Genomic DNA, 18,190 nt, shown 5'->3' on the forward strand with positions numbered 1-18,190 from the left:
AGTATCCATGTGCTAAATTATGAGGTACTTAATTAAATGTACTTATGATTTGAATTTGTTTGTAGTTTTGATTAGTACTTCATTTGCAGGGTCGGCAATCAGAGCATCGCCCCATATTTTTTTAGCTTCATCATGTTTACCTTTTTGCCATAGCACTTCACCCAAATGCGCGGCAATTTCAGGGTCTGGATTAGTCTTGTAGGCTTGCTGTAAATATTTAATCGCTTTATCTAAATTGCCTTTTCGATAATGCGCCCACCCTAAGCTGTCTAGCATGTAATGGTCATTCGGGCTTAGGGATAATGCTTTTTCTATCAGCTGAATTGCTTCATTGAGCTTGATATTACGGTCAGCAAATGAGTAGCCAAGTGCGTTGTAGGCAGCTGCAAAGTTTGGGTTAGCCGCGATTGTTCTGCGCAATTCAGCTTCCATAAGGTCTAGTTTTTGTATACGTTCCGCTGCAAGTGCGTAGTCGTAGACTAATTCCGGTGTGTTGGGTAAGTTTTTGACTGCTTTGTCCAGCAGGTCAAACGCTTCTTTGTCGCGCTTGGCTTTAGCCAATATAGAGGCTTGCGTTTGAATGACGATAATCTGCTGCGGAGTAGTCAAGTCATCAACGGCATCTAATAGTTCAATCGCTTTATCAGCAGATTGTGTGCGTGCAATTAGATTAGCTAAACTGATTTTTGCTTCAAGCTGATGTTGGCCAGGCTGGACTTTGTTATACCAAGTTGTTGCTACGTCGTTATGATTTTGTTTTTCGGCAGATTGGGCAAGATAAATATATATTTGATCGGCATCTTTAAAGCCCATTGTCAGTGCTTGCTGAAAATAACTTTCTGCCGCCGCGTAATCGGCGGATTGAAATGATAGCAAGCCAACTACGGCACTGACTTCAGCGCTATTTTTGTCAGCGCCATCTTTGGCGTATTGAAGTATGAGCGGAAATTCACTTTTTGCTGCGGCATATTGCTTTTGGTTGACTAATAACCTAGCCAAATTTAGCCGTATCTCATTGGCTTCAGGATGTTGATTGAGAAATTCCCGATAAAAATCGATAGCCGCTTTAGGTGATTCCTCAAACAATACCTGTCCTTTTAACAGGGCAGCAACGCTCCAGCCAGGTTTGAGCGCTTCAGCTTTATTAAGCGCGTTCATGGCAACTTTATTCTGTTTGGCTGCCATAGCTGACTGGGCAATCGCAAATTGCGCTTCTGCCAGCTGTGGGTAGGGTTCTGCAAGTGACTGCACTAGTCTTAATACGCCTGCTTTGTCTGCGCTTTTGTTTAGCAGGTTGTTTAAATATAAAAAGCCGCCAGCACGTGTTTCTTCTTTCACAAATAGTTTTTCTAAATGTGGCTTGGCCTCATTCAGCCTCCCTGAAGCAATCAACACCTCTGTCATCGCTTGCTGCGCTTCGGTCGAGTTGGGGTCAAGTTCTGACCAAAGTTTAATGGCAGGAATCGTCAAGCTGGGTACATTGCCGTATGCAGCAACCTTTGCAGCGCGTTCGGCTAAACTTGCGTCTTTTGTCGTATTTGCCAGGTCATAAAATATTGCGCTTGATGTCGCTAGTTCTCCACGTTGCCCGGCTACTTCAGCGGCTAGATACTTGTAAACAAAATCAGCTTCTGAGTTAAGTTGACCTGACGATTTCTGGGATGAGGTGCTAGTCTTGCCGGTGGCATTCGCGCCAGTAACGGCTGCGCAGCTACTCAAACTTAAAGCACTTGCCAGCAAGCAAGCGCTAATGAGTGATGTATTGCGAAACGGTGTGTAACTGAATAATGAATTTTTAACTTTGACATTGGTTCGTAATCGTTGAGGCATTGGGCGCATAAGTTTTTTTACTTGTTAGTTGTATAGTTAGAAATTCGCTTAAATCATCAGTAGTGAATCTGTATTAAGATGATAAGTCATTACTACATGATTGTTGTATTCTATTTCTTAGTCCGTGACAGGTGCGGCAAGTTCCTCCATAATTATGAATTGACTGCAGTGCATGTCAATAGAACTTTTGAACTGAAAGAACTTGTTAAGTAGAAAGTTTTTAGAAGAGCACCTAAATTCAACTGCTAGTATCATCAATATGGTAATTTAGCGCTTGTAATTTCAGAAACCAATAACCTGTATTTTAGTAAAGATAATTTAGAGTAACTATGAATAATTTTACAGTAGAGGCAAATGAGCTCACGCGGCTTTATGGCGGAAGAGAAGCCGTTAGCAACGTAAGCTTTACCCTAAGCAAAGGCCAAGTGCTGGGCTTTTTAGGCCCGAATGGCGCAGGTAAATCGACCACCATGAAAATGCTCACAGGTAATCTAGCACCAAGTAACGGTAGCGTGAAAATCTGCGGTATCGATATGATGGAAAATCCAAAAGAAGCCAAGGCGCTTATCGGGTACTTGCCTGAAATGCGACCGCTTTATAAAGAGTTTACTGTTGATGAGTATTTAACAATTGCGGCAAGGTTACATAGAGTCAGTGCCGGCAATATCAAAAAAGCGGTTGAAGTTGCTAAAGAGCGCTGTGGTTTGGGCCATATGAGCAAACGCCTCATCGAAAACTTATCCAATGGCTATCAGCAGCGCGTCGGCATTGCCCAAGCTATTATTCACAACCCAATGGTGGTGATATTAGATGAGCCAACTGTGGGTTTAGACCCGATTCAAATTCGAGATATTCGCGCTTTGATTCGTGAAGTAGGAGCTGAACGTAGTGTGATTATATCGACACATATTCTGCCAGAAGTTGAAATGGTTTGTGACCATGTGCAAATTATCGATAAAGGTAAGCTGGTGTTTAATGGCGCGATTGATGTGCTTAAAAAACAACGTATCGGTAATAAATTGATGCTAGGTATGCATAATCCGCCAAGTGCAGATGAAATGTTGAAAATCCCAGGCATCACAGAAGCTGAAAGTTTGTCTGGCGGCTTAATGCGTATTCGCTTTGCTGATGGCGCCGCACCAGCTGAGGCTATTGTTCAGGCGGCTGTCAAAAACGGCTGGGGTTTACATCAAATCGCGCCTGATCAAACTAGCTTGGAAGATGTATTCGTGCAGCTGACGTATCAAGAACAGCCTATTCCAGAACAGTCGGCAGCTTAAAAAAATTTAAGGTCACATCATGATTATCAATGTAGCAAGAAAAGAACTTAAAAGTATGTTTGCCTCACCAATGGGCTGGGTGATTTTAGCCTTGCTGATGTTTGCGTTTGGCACCTATTATTTGAATGGTATTAATGATTATTTTGCTGTGATGTCAGGCGCCATGCGACCTGCAGAGCGCACTGGCGTGACGCAATTTGTTGGGCAGATAGTCTATGGATTCGCTTCATTTATGGTGTTGTTTGCAGTGCCTTTGCTTTCAATGCGGCTGATTTCAGAAGAGCGCCGCAGTCAAACGCTCCCTTTTTTATTCAGCGCGCCTATTTCACTCACGGAAATAGTATTAGGTAAGTTTTTGGGCTTGGTAGCATTTTTAAGTATATTGGTGGTTTATATTGGACTAATGTTGTCCACGTTAAATATTTGGGCTGATATCGACTTTGGTTTTATTATCGCAAACTCAATCGGTCTATTGTTAATGGTGGCAAGTTTTTCAGCGCTCGGCTTGTATTTTTCAAGCATGACGCAACAACCTGTAATCGCGGCTATTTTAACGTTTATCGCACTATTTGCTTTAATGTTTTTAGATCGTTTTTTTGCGGGGGATCCAAGTAATACTCTAGCTAGTTTATCTCTTACACGTCATTTTCAATCTTTTTTAGGCGGCTTGATTGATACGGCAGACATTGCTTACTTTGTTTTATTTATCGCTACATTCTTAACCTTAACCGTGCGTCGTTTAGATGCAGACCGCTTGCGCGGATAGCTAATCATTGAGTTTTCATCGTTATGCTACATTGCTTACGCCTTGCTTAGCTTAGAAACTTAATTGCTTAAAAGCCCCTTAAATATTTGAAATATTAGGTCTTGTAAAATGAATATCAATCGTAAATTACGTTTTCAGTTATTGGTACAGAACAGTTTTTTTGTTGTGCTTTTTTTAATGTTGGTGATTTTACTTGGCTACTTGGCCAGCCAATATCCGTTTGCAAAGGATATAACGCAGGCAAATCGTAACATCCTTACGCAAGGCAGTATAAACGTGCTTAAGCAGATGAAAGAGCCGGTTAATATCACCGTTTTTGCTACTAAAGATGATGCGGCTAGCGGTGATAATTTCCGTAAAGGGATGATTGATTTTGTTGCACGCTATCAGCGCGAAAAAAAGAACATCAATTTAACTTTCATTAATCCATCCGTTGAGCCCAAACTTGCGCAAGATGCAGGCGTTAAGCAGGATGGTGAGATTGTAGTAGAGTATCAGAAGCGTATTGAGCATATTATTCCACCGATTGCAGAGCAGGAAATGACTAATTTGCTGGTTAGGCTTTCTCGCACTAATCAACAGCCAGTGATGTATTTAGATGGGCATGGTGAGCGCAATTTATTGGGTATTAAAAATCATGACCTTGGCGAGTTCGGCAAACAGCTAGAGAAAAAAGGCTTTAAGTTCGCTAACCCGGATTTAACAATTGCACAAGCCGTGCCAAACAATGGCGCAATGTTGGTAATTGCCGGCCCGCAAGTAGATGTGAGCGAGGTTGAGGCTAAAAAAATCAAGACTTATCTTGAAAGCGGCGGGAATTTACTTTGGTTGTTGGACGACGATAACTTGCGTGGTCTAAATGAGGTCGCAGAATATTTAGGTTTGCAAGTTTCACCTGGTATCGCTTTAGACATGGCCTCGGCACAATATGGTGCAGATGCCCGCGTAGCCTTTGCAAGTTTATATGGCGAACATGCTATTACAACTAATTTTATGTTGCGAACTTTGTTTCCTGAAGCGCATCAGGTAACGGCAAAAGGCACTGATGAAAATGGATGGAAAGTGAGTAATTTGGTTGAGGTGGCGCCGAATGGTTGGTTAACTTCAGAAAAATTAGCCAAAGATGCAAAGCCAGTCTTTAATGAGAAAAAAGACAAACGCGGACCAGTCAACATTGGTGTTGCATTAGAGCGTATTTATGGCAAAAAAGGCCAGCGTGTGGTGGTCATGGGCAATGGTAACTTTTTATCTAACACCTTTATTACCAATGGTGGCAACTTGGATTTAGGCGTCAATATGGTGAACTGGCTCGCGGGTGATGATAATCTCATCACAATTCAACCGATGCCACTTAAAGATATCAATGTGACGATTCCAGATACCGACTCTGGAAGACTGGTTGCCTGGACAGTATTCCATGCTTTTCAATACTTTATTCCGCTCGGTATGTTGATTGCAGGCTTTTACTTTTGGTGGAAACGCAGAAAAGCTTAGTGTTAATGATAGTGCTACCCTTCAACAAGCTCAGGGAACGATGCTCCCTGAGCTTGTCGAAGGGTAGCAAGTTCCAAGTTTAATTCTTTGTTTTTATAAGGTATTGCATGAAAAAGCGCTGGTTACTTAATTTGGTGATGTTATGTGTGGTTGCGGGTTTGGTCTCATTTTTATACTTGAGACCTAAGCAAACGGCAGACCAGGAGGCTATTTATGAAGTTTCCAGTTACAAACTGGGTGAATTTAACGCGGTAAGTGTGGAGTTTCCTGCGAAAGCAGCAGTCACTTTTGAAAAAGTAGATGGTTTTTGGCGGCTAACCGCACCTGTGAAGATGCGGGCAGACCAAGCTTCTGTTCAGCGCATTTTATCAATCATTGCTGCAAAATCCAAAGAAAAAATCACTAAAGATAAGCATGCTGATTCAAAATTTGAAGCTGCGGATCTTGAAAAATTCGGGCTTAATAATCCATCAGTAAAACTTAAACTTTTTAGAGATAAAACCAATGTGGAGGAGTTTGCATTCGGCACACACAACCCGGTTACCGATGATCAGTATGTTTTACATAGAAATGCCGTCTATTTAATTGCAAATTTTTATGTTGAAGCGGCCTCTACCCAGGTGATAGAGCTGATAGATAAAGCGCCGTTAAAGCCGACTGAAAAGGTTGCAGGTTTTGATTTTAGTCACTTAGAACAATGGCAAGACTCAAAATTGCGTATCGACTTGGTCAATGGTAAGTGGAAAGCTTCTATTTCCGTAGCGAAACCGCAACAGAATGAGATGAATGAGTGGCTGGATTTCTCATGGATACACAATCCAGCAAAATCTGTAGAGATTTATACGCCAGACCGGAAGGTCACCTATCCCTCGTTTGAAATTAAGATGGCAGATGGCAGCAAGGTGCATTTTGATAAGATTCAAGAGTCGCCAGACTTGTTATTGGGTCGCCCGGATGAAGGATTGATTTATAACTTTCCATCTGATGTAGGGTTTACCATGCTAAATCCGCCGATTAACTTACCAAATTAGACATCTTCATCAAATTTAGCTGAACTTTTCGCTTGTAGACCTACTTCTTGTCGCGCGGTAATGTTGTAAATCGCGACGAGACGTCGTTTCTACATAAAAGGAATGATATATGCCAGAACTCCCGGAGGTAGAGACCACCCGCCGCGGGCTTTTGCCTCTCGTTGGCAAAATTGTTAAATCCGTCACTATCCGTCACCCCACGCTGCGTTGGCCAATTCCGCAACACCTACCTCAAACGCTGCCTAATCAAACCCTGAGCGGCCTTACACGCCGCGCAAAGTATATTCTGTGTGAATTTGGCGATGAGTCTTCTGGTGGCGTTCTCCTGTTACATCTAGGCATGTCTGGCCGAATTCAATTGCTGGATTGTAATTATCCACCAGAAAAACATGATCACTTTGATATTGAGTTTTTGGATGGTCAAGTATTGCGGTTACGAGACCCGCGTCGTTTTGGTGCTGTGCTATGGGTTGATAACAAGGATAATAGTCACGCATTGTTAAATAGCCTTGGCCCAGAACCGCTGGAAGCTAGCTTTAACGCAAAATACCTACACAAAGCATTGAGCAACAAAACGCTCGCTATTAAAAATGCCATTATGGATGGTCATGTAGTGGTGGGTGTTGGTAATATCTATGCTTCAGAGTCGCTATTTCGAGCACGTATTCATCCCGAAACACCTGCCAATAAGTTATCTTTAAAACAGTATGAAAAATTGGTTACAGAAATAAAAAGCACTTTGCAAGATGCTTTGTCCGCGGGTGGAAGTAGTTTAAGAGATTTTTTTGGTACAGACGGCAATCCCGGGTATTTTCAGCAGGAATACTTTGTGTATGGACGTACAGGCGAACCATGTAAGGTTTGTGCGAAGTCGATTAAATGTATCCGCCTAGGGCAACGCTCAACTTTTTATTGCGAACATTGCCAACAGCGTTAGTGTTTGATGCTGATTAGCTTTGCAAGCTACGTCGGTAGTATTGCAAACCAAGCAAGCCTAACCCTACCAAAAAGAGCCATGCACTATCAGGCTCAGGCACCGCTGAAACGGCAGCAACTTCAGCATTCCAGTAGCTTGGTAGCGTGTCCCAAGGGTTATTGTCTTTTACACCAAGGTTATTGAAGTTGTTGTCATTGGTGATGTAAATATAGCCCACATTGCGGCTGGCCGCTAATGCTAAGTTGGTTTGCATGTCCGCCACAGTGCCGACGTTATACAGTAAATGTGCAAAACGATTTGCTGAGTAATTGGCTGTCCAAGCGTCAGGTATGTAAGTGTTGTAACCTGTTTGATTTTCAAAAGTCACGAGCACGTCGGCGGTACTTGTATAAGCCTCCAGCGTGCTAGTGCCGGCGTTGCCAAAAACGGTATAGCTGGCATTGATGCTTGAAATGCCGCTGCGTAGTGATTGATAGTATGACAATGTATCAGGGATGTTGTGCATTTCATCTAAGAAAATGCCATCAATGTTATAAAAGCTTTTGTAACTATTCACGTCTGCTAACACGGCATTAGCATCGCGTGCACCGTGCTGGGTGCTCACATAACCTATCACTTTGCCGCCAGCAGAACGAAACGAATTTACGGCAGCCGTGTAATCACTATTCACCGCATTACTTGGCCCGCTATTGGGGTTCATAATGGCTGTAATGCCAACTCCTTGATTAAGGGAGGAGGTCATTTCATCCCAAAAACTAAGGTTAGGATCGCTAGACGGGTAAAAATAGGCCGGGACTAGTATTTCAGTAGCATTAGCATGCAAAGTCACACAGAACGCTAGGCTTGCGAATAGTTTTAAAAGGTTTTTTTTCATTATTTCCCAAGCACGTGATTAAATTCGAGGTTGATTAAGTGAGGCTACATACAAGTGCTAACTAATGCAAGCGCCTCAATAGGGTTGTTCAAGAGATATTTATTAGCCACGGCTTAAGTAAGCTTAATAGCTGAAGCATTATGATTATTACAACAACCAAGGTTAATCTTTTTTGCCAACGTGCCTGTTTTTCTTGTGCTTGAATTAATGCTTCAATGGCTAGCCGAATAGGCGCATCCTGCTCTGCACGGGTTTGCTGCGTTAAAAATTGATGCACCAAGCGCGGCATTTGCGGCGCATTTTTTATAATATGCGGCAGCTCTTTTCTGAGGTTTTTTACAACGCTGCGCCAGCCTAGTTGCTCGCTCATCCAGCGTTTTAAAAAGGGTTTGGCAGTTTGCCACAGGTCAATATTGGGGTCTAAATCGCGGCCTAAGCCTTCAATATTGAGTAAGGTTTTTTGTAACATCACCAGTTGCGGCTGAATCACCACTCCAAATTTTCGTGACATTTGAAATAAGCTCAATAAGGTGCGGCCAAATGAAATGTCTTTTAGCGGCTTGTTAAAAATCGGCTCGCATATCGCACGCACGGCGGCTTCCAGCGCCTCTACGTTGGTGTCTTTGGGTACCCAGCCAGATTCAATGTGCGCTACCGCTACATCGCGATAATCGCGATTGAAAAATGCTAAAAAATTTCGTGCAAGGTAATATTTATCAGTGTCTGTAAGTGTTCCCATAATGCCGAAATCAAGTGCGATATAGCGGCCGTCATCCGCCACCTGTATGTTGCCAGGGTGCATGTCAGCATGAAAAAAACCATCTCTAAATACCTGGGTAAAAAATATTTCAACGCCATCATGGGCGAGCTTTGGAATATCTATTCCCTTAACCCGTAGCACATCGATTTTACTGATAGGCGTACCTATCATGCGCTGCATGACCATGACCTGCTGGCGACACCAATCCCAATATACTTCTGGAATAAGCAAAATTTTATCAGGAAAGTTGCCAGCAAGACGCGTGCAGTTAGCTGCTTCCAGAGTCAAGTCTAGCTCACTGTGTGTATGTTCTGCAAATTCAGCCACAACTTCACGCGGTTTTAAGCGTTTTACTTCAGCCGAAATGGATTGTAGTAACCATGCGGCAGTATCTAATAACACTAAATCGTGGTTAATTACTTTTGCAATGCCCGGGCGCAATACTTTTACAGCGACTGGTGTGCCATCTAGTAAGTGCGCAAAATGTACTTGTGCTACGGATGCACTGGCAATTGCGGTTTGTTCAAAATCAGAAAAAACTTGATTGAGCGGTAAACTGAAGGCATCCTGTATGACCGCTTCAACCTCGATAAATGCAAAAGGTGGCACCTGATCTTGAAGTTTGGCTAATTCATCAGCGATGTCCAGAGGAATTAAGTCCCGCCGTGTAGATAGCATTTGCCCGAATTTAACAAAAATCGGACCTAATGCTTCAAGCGCAAGCCTGAGCCGTTCACCTCGGGGTTTGCTGGTATTCCGCCAAAACAATAGAACGTTGATGACGCTCTGTAATGGTTTTAATTTAGTGTGGCTTAAAATAAACTCATCTAAGCCAAAACGTAGTGCGATATAAATAATGTAAAAAAGCCGAAAAATACGCATAAATTTATGGTGTGTTATCTACGGCGTTGCCGTTAGGGTCAGATTTTGTTGTTATTTGCTGAGTGAGCTTAGCTAGTTTTTTTTCGACACGCTCAACATCAGCACGCATGGTATCTACTTCTGAATTAAATTGTTCTATATGTCGTTTTTTTGCAATCACTGGCATTTCTTCTTGCCAATATTCACTCAACATCTCAGCGATATTGAGACTGGATTCTTTCAATGAATTTGCAGTTCGGCGGCCAAAGTTACCGATTTTATTAGCAGGAATATCGCCTATCAAATTGCTTAAATCATCTTCGTAATCCCAGCGCATATTCGCAAAAACTTTGGCTAACTCTGCGGCTAAATGGGTGTCGCCTTCAATGATAATCCGCCTTTTTGCAGATTCATCTTTGGCGACTAAACGCAATAGTAAGCTAGGTGGAATGGTCACCGTGGCATCAGGGATGTTAGCTTCTCCCGCAATCGCCAAATTTCCATTTTCTAAAATCACTAAGCTTGAGTTTATAAATCCGACATTAAATTGCACCGACTTGCTTGCAAAAGGCTGCAACATAGCATTTGCCCAACTGTTTTGCGCAATGAGGTGTTGCAATAAGCGTGTGGAAATTCGCTTAAACATTAGGTTTTATAACCTTTATGTAGCGCTACCACGCCAGCAGATAAGTTGTAGTAATCCACTTTATTCAAACCAGCATCTACAATCATTTGCTTTAAGGCTTCCTGATCAGGATGCATACGAATAGACTCAGCAAGATATTGATAACTTTCAGCATCTTTTGCGAGAATTTTACCCATGAATGGTAGTAGTTTAAACGAATAAGCATCGTATATTTTAGATAGAGGTTGCCATACTTTTGAGAATTCTAATACTAATAATCTCCCGCCCACTTTAAGAACACGTTGCATTTCTGCCAATGCCAAGTCTTTATGTGTCATGTTGCGTAAACCGAATGCCACTATCACACAATCAAAGTGGTTGTCAGGGAAGGGTAGTTTTTCTGCATCGCATTGTAAAGCTGGAACATTCAGGCCAGCGTCTAACATGCGGTCACGCCCAACACTCAGCATAGACGCGTTGATGTCAGTAAGTATCACCTGGCCATCAGCCCCCACTTTTTTTGCAAACAGTTTAGATAAGTCGCCGCTTCCGCCAGCAATATCCAATACTTTATCGCCCGACTTAACTCCGCTTACTTCAACCGCAAAGTGCTTCCATCCGCGGTGCATGCCAGCAGACATGACATCGTTCATAAGATCATATTTGCTTGCGACAGAGTGAAAGACCTCGCCGACTTTTTTGGCTTTTTCATTTTCGGCTACGGTTTTAAAACCAAAATGCGTGCTTTGATTCGCGTTGTGTTCAGTTGTCATCTAAAGTTTCCGTATTAACTTTCTTTACGTTTGATACCAGCAACACTTAATTTACCTAAATATTCTAACCAAAGCGCTTCGTAGTCTCTGCCTAAATCGTACAAATAATCCCAGGAATATAAACCTGTATCATGACCATCAGAGAATGTAAGCTTGACCGCATAATTTCCGACAGGTTCTATTGCAGTAATGTTGACATCTTCTTTGCCGATTTGAAGAGACTCTTGTCCGTGACCATGGCCGCGCACTTCGGCTGATGGTGAATAAACACGCAAAAATTCGCAAGATAACTGACATTCAGTATTGTTATCGAATTTAATTTCTAATAGCCTCGATGTTTGGTGAAGGCGAATATCAGTCGGACGAGGAGAGTTGTTGGTTAAGCCGCTCATTAATGACTCTTTTGTTGAAAATAAGATGATAACAGAATGACACGCCTTGATGACGATGCTTGATAGTGCCGTTTATCTATGTTTTTAATCCGTTCGTCTAGATTGTATTTTAAATGTAAATAATAGTTAATTGATTAAGTTGATTATTATCTAAATAATGATAGAGTTCTAGTAAGTAAAAATAGGTAAGGATTGACATGGCTCAAGAAAAATCTAATAGCAAGTTAGCGCATCAATTTGCAGCATACACCCAATGGCGAAAGGCCTTGGTTGATACGATATCTGATTATCGTAACTGGCTAAATGAGCAAGAGCTTAATGACGGACAAGTTGATCAACGCATTTCACAGTTGCTAGAAAGATTACGTGAAGATAAGCTGAATGTTGCCTTTGTTGCAGAATTCTCTCGCGGTAAATCAGAGCTGATTAATGCAATCTTTTTTGCAGGCTACGGTACAAGATTATTACCATCAAGCGCAGGCCGCACCACCATGTGCCCCACAGAATTGCTCTACGATAAATCCAAGCCGAGTTCAATCATGTTGTTGCCGATTGAGACACGTCTTTCAGATGCAACCACCACCGAATACAAGCGCTATCCAGATGAGTGGAAAACTGTCACATTCGATGTGGATTCAAATGAAAGCATGGTCAGTGCCTTTAAAGAGGTGAGCAATACCAAGTCAGTATCGGTGTTAGAGGCTGAAAGATACGGTTTATTTGACCCTAATAGTTCTGATGATGCACTTAGCGTGAATAAAGACGGTACTGTAGATGTGCCAAGCTGGCGCTATGCAATGATTAACTTTCCACATCCTCTGCTTGAGCAGGGCTTGGTGATATTAGATACGCCAGGCCTTAACGCAATTGGCACTGAGCCTGAATTAACCTTGAACATGCTGCCTAATGCACATGCAGTATTATTCATATTAGCGGCAGACACAGGTGTTACCAAATCTGAAATTGATGTTTGGCGTCAATATATCAGCGGCACTCGCTGGAAGCAAAAAGGTCGTTTAGCGGTACTCAATAAAATTGACGGACTTTGGGATGAGTTAAAGAACGAAGCAGACATTCAATCGGAACTTACCAAGCAAATTAAGACTAGTGCCGATTTGCTTGGTTTGGAAACAAATCAAATTTTCCCTATCTCAGCGCAAAAAGGCTTGTTAGCCAAGGTTAACAATGACCATGAGCTACTTGTGAAAAGTCGTATTTTAGAGCTCGAACGCGCATTATCCGATGAGTTGATTCCGTCAAAAAAAGAAATCGTCCGCGATAATACACAAAATGAAATTGAAGATTTGATTGTGAATTCAAATCTTATTTTAGATGCACGCATCTCAGGAATCAATGATCAGTTACTTGAGTTGCGCGGATTACGCGGCAAAAATGAAGACGTTGTTGAACATATGATGAACAAGGTCAAGGTTGATAAAGAGAATTTTGAGAAAGGCTTGCAGCGATTTCAGGCCCTACGCAGTATTTTCTCGCAACACACTAACCGCTTATTTACTCTGCTGGGCATGGAGGCGCTTAGGACTCATGTGCATACAACTCGTGAAACCATGGTTGATGCCAGTTTTACTAAAACCATTCGAGTGGCAATGGATAACTTTTTCAGCGAACTGAAAAAGCGATTAGTTTCATCGGATACGCAAATAGATGAAATTAAAAAAATGATGGATGTTATGTATGAGAAGTTTTCTAAAGATCATGGGCTGCGTAAGTCTGATCCCCCTGCATTTTCAACTTTACGCTATCAAAAAGAGTTGGCTAAATTAGAGCGCGCCTATAAAGAGCAGTTTAATACAGCGTTCAATATGATTGCCAATGAAAAAATGACATTGACCAGCAAGTTTTTTGAAACTTTAGCCAGTCGTGTGATTCATGTATTTGAAGTGGCGAACCGTGATATTGAAAACTGGTTGAAAGCGGTGATTTCACCAATGGAATCTCAGGTGCGCGAGCATCAATTACAATTACGCCGCCGTTTGGAAAGTATAAAGCGCATCTATAAAGCAACCGATACTTTGGAAGACCGTATTTTAGAGTTGGAAGCGATTGAGAAGAGTATCCAGGCACAGCTGGATGATTTGAAGGTATTGCGTATGCATATGAAAAATGCACTGGCATTTGAGCCTGCGGACAATGAGATGGCAGCGTAAGTTTAGCCTACCCATCTGCACCCCCAATAAAAAAGGCTGCAAAATGAAATGCAGCCTTTTTTATTGGGGGTAGTTTGCATGGCTGTTTGGTCATGCAAAGAGTATTAAGGAATATGACTTAGCGACTCGCTAACATCAATGTTTTCATTTTTTGCATGGCTTTTTGTTCAATTTGACGAATACGCTCTGCTGAAACACCAAACTCATCAGCTAGCTCGTGCAAAGTTTTCCCACCCTTATCTTGTAACCATCGTGCTTCAACTACTCGACGGCTGCGATCATCCAAGTTTTGTAGTGCGTGGGCTAAGCCTGTAGTCTCAGCAATTTCAGCCTGTTTAGATTGTAATGCCTCTAATGGCTCCAAACCTTCATCTTGCAAATAGGAAATTGGGCCGTATTGTTCATCGCTATCATCATCAATATTTGCTTCAAGCGAAATCTCATGACCATTTAAGCGTGCTTCCATTTCAAGCACTTCTTCAGGTTTAACGTTTAATTCGTGTGCGATGTGTGTTACTTCAGCGGGTTGCAAGCTATTCAAGCCAGTTTTCATACTGCGCAAATTAAAGAATAATTTACGTTGTGCTTTAGTTGTGGCTATTTTTACCATACGCCAGTTGCGCACAATGTATTCGTGAATTTCGGCCTTAATCCAATGCATGGCAAATGAAACCAGGCGCACGCCGCGTTCAGGATCGAATCGCTTTACGGCCTTCATCAAGCCAATATTACCTTCTTGAATGAGGTCGGATTGTGGCAAGCCATAGCCATTGTAGCCGCGTGCAATACTGGCAACTAAGCGTAAGTGTGAGACAATTAACTGACGAGCAGCTTCTAAATCATTGTCATTTCTAAATTTTATGGCGAGTGAATGCTCCTCTTCTGCAGTCAGAATAGGGTACGCCTTAATTGCTCTAGAATAATGCTCTAGGCTGTCTGTTGCGGTTAATACTGGTAATGTTAATGCGTTACTCATTGAAATTTACTCCCTCCAATAGCCATTATATTAGCACTCTATCTAAGAGAGTGCTAGTGGCTGAAAAGTTCACAATAAATTTTTAGTTCAAACTAGTCTATTTTAATAGAGGCAATAGAGCGTGAGACTGCCAAATAGGAGCCAAGCCAGCCTATGAAAATGGCGAAACTAATAATGCCTAGAAATAATTGGCCGTTTATTAAAGGTAAACTGAAGTCGCTGCTGTACAAGTTAGATAGATCGGATACTGACAAATTGAACAATTTAACGACTAAAACCAGCATGATGGTTGCCAACAGTCCGCCAAGCAAGCCGTAGATGATGCCCGCGTACAAGAATGGCATGCGGATAAAGCTATTGGTTGCCCCTATCAATTTGCTGACGACCACTTCATCTTTTTGCGTGAGTATCTGCATGCGTATGGTATTGCCAATCACTACAAGTAGCGCAAGGGCAAGCAATACAGTGATAAACAATATGATTTTTTTACCAAGCGATAATAGTGCCGATAGTCTTTTTGCCCAATCGGTATTTAATAGGGCATGTTCTACGCCAGGAATTTTTTCCAATTCATTCTTAAGTGATTCAAGGGCTTCTGGTTCAGCAGATTTAGCTTGAATAAAAAATGCATCAGGAAGAGGGTTTTTATCCAATTCAGATATTTTACTATCTGTGGCGTTGTTAATTTCCGTCTTGCTTTTTAGTTCTTTCCAGGCTTGCGCCTTGGTGACTAAATGAAACTGTTTGATGGCGTTATTTTTTGCCAAAACCGCGTCAATGTCAGATACAGCGTCTTTATCTGCATCTAATTTTAGAAAAAGACTAATTTCGGTTTCATTTTGTATGTGATTAGTAAACTTGGATAAATGGTCTACACCCAAGTAAAACAAACCTGGCACACACATAGCGACAGCAATCACCAGGCAAATCATAAAGGTAGGTAGTTTGTTACTACGCATACGACTAAGCACTAGTTTGATGGCTTGCCTATGTTGATTGAGCCAGTTATTCATGATGTTGAGTGCTCGTTCTGAGTGAATTCAGCCTGTTTTAGTACGCCATGGTCAAGATGTAATGCCCGACTCTGTATAGCGCTCATGCCTAGCGCATCGTGCGTGGCAATGATGATGGTTACACCAACCTGATGAAACGCATGAAAAATCGCCATGATATCCGCCGCATAACTTGCATCTAAATTTCCAGTTGGTTCATCCGCAATCAATATAGACGGGCGACTCACTACCGCACGGGCAATCGCTAATCTCTGTTGTTCGCCGCCAGATAAGGTAATCGGCATGGCCTTTTCTTTATGAAGCAAACCCACTTTATCTAAGGCTGCTCGCACACGTTTTGCTGCCTCAAGGCCTGTGATGCCATTGATATGTAAAGGTAAAATGACATTTTCAAAGCAATTGCGGTCATACAGCAGTTTATGGTCCTGAAATATCAAACCGAATCGACGTCGCATGAACGGAATGGCGGATGACTTAAGTTTGCTGATGTTTTGGTTGGCGATGAGTACTGTTCCGCTGGTAGGCCGCTCAATGGCCGCAATCAGTTTAAGTAACGTACTTTTACCTGCGCCAGAATGTCCGGTCACAAACACCAGTTCGCCAGCTTCAATATTAAAGCTGACATTTCTTAATGCTTCGTTGCTACCCGGGTAGCGTTTAGTGACCTGGTCAAATTTAATCATTGCTTTACTTTATATGTATTGCTAGAAATTTTTATATGTATCGTTAAATATAGCTTTGATTATATCGCTAAATAGGCGAGGTTTAAAAATTGCTAAGTGACCGATTTTAGGATATTCAATCTGAGTTCTGTCACAATATAGTTACGAGTCTATCATCGCATCAATAAACTCGCTGGCATTAAACGGTCGCAAATCATCAATCGCCTCTCCAATACCTATATAGCGAATCGGGATAGGACGCGCTTCAGCAATGGCGGCAATTACGCCGCCTTTAGCCGTGCCGTCTAACTTACTTAGCACCAGCCCTGTAACGCCAAGTGCGTCATCAAAGGTTTTGACTTGGGTGACGGCATTTTGGCCCGTATTGGCATCTAACACTAATAACACTTCGTGTGGTGCGCCGGGTAAAGCTTTGTCCATCACACGTTTTACTTTGGCGATTTCATCCATTAGGTGCATTTGTGTAGGTAATCTGCCTGCTGTATCTGCCAATACGATGTCAATATTCTTGGCGATGGCAGAATTGATGGCATCAAACATCACTGCGGCGGCATCGCCGCTTGTTTGCGAAACGACGTGTACATTATTGCGCTCGCCCCATATTTGCAATTGTTCACGTGCTGCGGCTCTAAAAGTGTCGCCTGCGGCAATTAATACGGATTTTCCTTCTGCTTGAAATGCATGGGCGAGTTTGCCGATAGACGTGGTTTTACCTGCGCCATTCACCCCGGCCAGCATGATGACAAATGGCTTGTGACCGCTGGTGTCCAAGGGTTTTTGTAGAGGCGTGAGTAAGTCAGACATTGCCGCTTTTAATGCAGCCTTGAGCTGCACAGTATCATCCAGGCTTTGCACTTTCACACGGTTTTTAATGTCGGCTAATAAGTTTTTTGTTGCGTTTACGCCAACATCTGAAGTGATTAAAATGGTTTCTAATTCTTCATAGACTTCAGCGTCAATTTTTCCACCGCCAAACAGGCTGGCGAGTTGATTGCCAAGATGTTTACGTGTTTTGCTGAGGCTTTGTTTGAGGCGCTCACCCCAGCTTTGTTTTGGTTCTGGCTTGGGAGTGGGCTGCGTGTCTATTATTGGGGCAACTTGAGTCGCTGCTTCTGGTTCAGTGGCGGGTGCAGTGACAGCTTCAGGTATCGTGGGGTGGGCTGGTTTTTTTTTTAAAAAATCGAACATGGGTACTCAATATATTTTGATAAATGGCAGTTTGAATGTATGCCATTTTATCTCAATTTGAGGTCAGACTATGAACTTCCTTTTTAATGCCTGCCGACTATTTTCTTTTGCTTTCAAGTAACTCAAATAACCCCATGCCGATGAGCATGGCGATAAGAAAAACGATGCCTTTAATGCTGCCCGCACCAAGTAAAACAAAAGCCGGGGCAGGGCAAATACCAACTAACCCCCAGCCGATGCCAAAGACCATGCCGCCAATCACAAGTCGCTTATCAATAATACGCGAGGTAGGTAAATTCATGGGTAGCCCCAAAAAGCTGCTGCTACGTTTGCCTGCAATTTTGAAAGCCACTAGTCCAACGGCAATAGCGCCGCCCATAACCAGGCCTAATGAAGGATCCCACAGACCAGCCAAATCAAGAAAAGCCAAAACTTTGGCAGGGTCAGCCATGCCGGCTAAAATAAGTCCTAGTCCAAAAATTATGCCTGAAAGTAGTGCGAAGAATAAAGCAGCGGTATTGCCGAAACGTCTTTTCATT

Annotated in this window: 17 protein-coding genes; 6 read left to right on the forward strand and 11 right to left on the reverse strand. The window is 42.4% G+C overall.

All coding sequences use genetic code 11. The features are described 5' to 3' along the window. Nucleotides 1-42 precede the first annotated feature (42 nt). Nucleotides 43-1,839: a lipopolysaccharide assembly protein LapB gene (locus Q8J82_RS04740; RefSeq protein ID WP_305327842.1), complete on the reverse strand. Its 1,797-nt coding sequence runs from the start codon at nucleotides 1,837-1,839 to the stop codon at nucleotides 43-45. A gap of 320 nt (nucleotides 1,840-2,159) precedes the next feature. Between Q8J82_RS04740 and Q8J82_RS04745 the strand changes: the two genes are divergently transcribed. The 5 genes from Q8J82_RS04745 to mutM all read left to right on the forward strand — a co-directional run bounded on the left by Q8J82_RS04745 (nucleotide 2,160) and on the right by mutM (nucleotide 7,338). After that, on the forward strand, nucleotides 2,160-3,110 hold the full coding sequence (locus Q8J82_RS04745) for an ATP-binding cassette domain-containing protein (protein WP_304889944.1): 951 nt from the start codon (nucleotides 2,160-2,162) through the stop codon (nucleotides 3,108-3,110). Nucleotides 3,111-3,129: 19 nt separating this feature from the next. Then, nucleotides 3,130-3,876, forward strand: coding sequence for an ABC transporter permease (locus Q8J82_RS04750; protein WP_304909322.1), 747 nt, complete (start codon nucleotides 3,130-3,132; stop codon nucleotides 3,874-3,876). 108 nt (nucleotides 3,877-3,984) lie between these two features. Further along, nucleotides 3,985-5,370 carry a GldG family protein gene (locus tag Q8J82_RS04755; RefSeq protein ID WP_305252565.1) on the forward strand — a complete coding sequence of 462 codons (1,386 nt, stop codon included), beginning with the start codon at nucleotides 3,985-3,987 and terminating at the stop codon, nucleotides 5,368-5,370. A gap of 107 nt (nucleotides 5,371-5,477) precedes the next feature. Further along, entirely contained in the window at nucleotides 5,478-6,401 is a 924-nt protein-coding gene (locus Q8J82_RS04760) for a DUF4340 domain-containing protein (RefSeq protein ID WP_305326642.1), read from the forward strand. Between the two features lie 109 nt (nucleotides 6,402-6,510). Then, nucleotides 6,511-7,338, forward strand: coding sequence for a bifunctional DNA-formamidopyrimidine glycosylase/DNA-(apurinic or apyrimidinic site) lyase (gene mutM / locus Q8J82_RS04765; protein ID WP_304909321.1), 828 nt, complete (start codon nucleotides 6,511-6,513; stop codon nucleotides 7,336-7,338). A gap of 13 nt (nucleotides 7,339-7,351) precedes the next feature. On the opposite strand, the gene Q8J82_RS04770 is transcribed toward mutM, so the two are convergent. From Q8J82_RS04770 to Q8J82_RS04790, 5 genes are all read right to left on the reverse strand, one after another. Further along, nucleotides 7,352-8,212: a spherulation-specific family 4 protein gene (locus tag Q8J82_RS04770; RefSeq protein WP_304889949.1), complete on the reverse strand. Its 861-nt coding sequence runs from the start codon at nucleotides 8,210-8,212 to the stop codon at nucleotides 7,352-7,354. Nucleotides 8,213-8,300: 88 nt separating this feature from the next. Beyond that, nucleotides 8,301-9,854 carry a ubiquinone biosynthesis regulatory protein kinase UbiB gene (gene ubiB / locus Q8J82_RS04775; protein ID WP_305326643.1) on the reverse strand — a complete coding sequence of 518 codons (1,554 nt, stop codon included), beginning with the start codon at nucleotides 9,852-9,854 and terminating at the stop codon, nucleotides 8,301-8,303. A gap of 4 nt (nucleotides 9,855-9,858) precedes the next feature. After that, entirely contained in the window at nucleotides 9,859-10,479 is a 621-nt protein-coding gene (locus tag Q8J82_RS04780; protein ID WP_305326644.1) for an SCP2 domain-containing protein, read from the reverse strand. Next, entirely contained in the window at nucleotides 10,479-11,231 is a 753-nt protein-coding gene (gene ubiE / locus Q8J82_RS04785; protein ID WP_305327843.1) for a bifunctional demethylmenaquinone methyltransferase/2-methoxy-6-polyprenyl-1,4-benzoquinol methylase UbiE, read from the reverse strand. The genes Q8J82_RS04780 and ubiE overlap by 1 nt, the downstream gene beginning before the upstream one ends. 14 nt (nucleotides 11,232-11,245) lie before the next feature. Next, entirely contained in the window at nucleotides 11,246-11,623 is a 378-nt protein-coding gene (locus Q8J82_RS04790) for a DUF971 domain-containing protein (RefSeq protein WP_305326646.1), read from the reverse strand. A 197-nt stretch (nucleotides 11,624-11,820) separates the two neighbouring features. Between Q8J82_RS04790 and Q8J82_RS04795 the strand changes: the two genes are divergently transcribed. After that, nucleotides 11,821-13,791, forward strand: a complete 1,971-nt coding sequence (locus Q8J82_RS04795; RefSeq protein ID WP_304890777.1) for a dynamin family protein — start codon at nucleotides 11,821-11,823, stop codon at nucleotides 13,789-13,791. Between the two features lie 118 nt (nucleotides 13,792-13,909). Here the strand turns inward: Q8J82_RS04795 and rpoH are convergent, their stop codons facing one another. The 5 genes from rpoH to Q8J82_RS04820 all read right to left on the reverse strand — a co-directional run bounded on the left by rpoH (nucleotide 13,910) and on the right by Q8J82_RS04820 (nucleotide 18,189). Next, nucleotides 13,910-14,767, reverse strand: a complete 858-nt coding sequence (rpoH, locus tag Q8J82_RS04800; RefSeq protein WP_304909316.1) for an RNA polymerase sigma factor RpoH — start codon at nucleotides 14,765-14,767, stop codon at nucleotides 13,910-13,912. Nucleotides 14,768-14,859: 92 nt separating this feature from the next. Continuing rightward, nucleotides 14,860-15,780 carry a permease-like cell division protein FtsX gene (gene ftsX / locus Q8J82_RS04805; protein WP_304909315.1) on the reverse strand — a complete coding sequence of 307 codons (921 nt, stop codon included), beginning with the start codon at nucleotides 15,778-15,780 and terminating at the stop codon, nucleotides 14,860-14,862. After that, nucleotides 15,777-16,463: a cell division ATP-binding protein FtsE gene (ftsE, locus tag Q8J82_RS04810; protein ID WP_304909314.1), complete on the reverse strand. Its 687-nt coding sequence runs from the start codon at nucleotides 16,461-16,463 to the stop codon at nucleotides 15,777-15,779. Before ftsE ends, ftsX begins: the two co-directional genes overlap by 4 nt. Before the next feature lie 141 nt (nucleotides 16,464-16,604). Further along, nucleotides 16,605-17,651, reverse strand: a complete 1,047-nt coding sequence (gene ftsY / locus Q8J82_RS04815; RefSeq protein ID WP_304909313.1) for a signal recognition particle-docking protein FtsY — start codon at nucleotides 17,649-17,651, stop codon at nucleotides 16,605-16,607. A 97-nt stretch (nucleotides 17,652-17,748) separates the two neighbouring features. Further along, complete coding sequence (locus Q8J82_RS04820; protein WP_304909312.1) at nucleotides 17,749-18,189, reverse strand: DUF6691 family protein; 441 nt, start codon at nucleotides 18,187-18,189, stop codon at nucleotides 17,749-17,751. Nucleotide 18,190 lies beyond the last annotated feature (1 nt).

Source organism: Methylotenera sp. (assembly GCF_030684185.1).
Lineage (GTDB): Bacteria > Pseudomonadota > Gammaproteobacteria > Burkholderiales > Methylophilaceae > Methylotenera.